General features: G+C 55.8%; 1 protein-coding gene. It reads left to right on the plus strand.

Going from position 1 to position 883, the window contains the following annotated elements:
* Window positions 1-257 precede the first annotated feature (257 nt).
* A complete protein-coding gene (locus AB4Y43_RS40430) occupies window positions 258-572 on the plus strand; it encodes a tyrosine-type recombinase/integrase (RefSeq protein ID WP_368618925.1) in 315 nt (104 codons plus the stop codon).
* Window positions 573-883 lie beyond the last annotated feature (311 nt).

Genomic DNA, 883 nt, shown 5'->3' on the forward strand with positions numbered 1-883 from the left:
GTGCGCCATGCCTATGACTGGAAATCTGCGATGAACCAGTTTGCCATCCTGTTTGGCGAGCGGTTTACGCGGGCGCGCGGGTAACGTTTTTTTTAACCGCCTCGCCCACAAAAATGCGGACAGGTTCTCCGCGTCTGTCCGATCTGGCCGCAGACTGCCAAGTTGTTGCAGCGACTCGTCGAAGAACGCCCGTATCCGCTTAATGCAACCACAGCACTGTTGTCAATAATCGCGGCGACAAGCACACCCGCTTCGGGGTGTACTACCTGCTTCGCAAGCATCTGGTCGCCGCCGGAGCGACCGTACCTACCCTCCGGGAGAAACGCATCCACCCTCATTCTCTGAGGCATACGACAGCGCTCTCCTTGTTAAAGTCAGGTGTAGACTTCCCAGCGATTAGCCAATGGCTTGGTCACGCGAGTCTCGATACAACGATGCGCTATGCGCAATCAGACATCGACATGAAGCGCCAGGCACTCCCTCAAGTGTTTCCAGACATATTGACGAAGGTATCGGCCGACCGAGGAACATTCGGACGCTTGCCGATTATCGACTGGTTGAAGCGGCTCTGATACTTATGTGGAGTTCGAATCACGGCTGCCGACTATCACTATGCCTTGACCCACCGGACTCCACATAACGGTGCACTACACATAGATCGAGTAACGTTATGCAAAACGTTACTGGACGACCTGTCGTATGCTCGCAAGGATCAGGCCGAGGCCAGCGTTCTGTTCGAGCGGATTGCAGAGAGGTAAGAGGTGGCGTCGCTTGTTCGGACAGGGTCCCGAGATTTTAAGTGGAGCGTCCGGGGCGATCATGCTGCCGATTTGATCGCTGGCAGCGTCGCGAAGTATGCCTCATCGGGCGTCTGATCCGCCAG

This window comes from Paraburkholderia sp. BR10872 (assembly GCF_040965835.1).
In the GTDB taxonomy this organism is placed as follows: Bacteria; Pseudomonadota; Gammaproteobacteria; order Burkholderiales; family Burkholderiaceae; genus Paraburkholderia; species Paraburkholderia nodosa_A.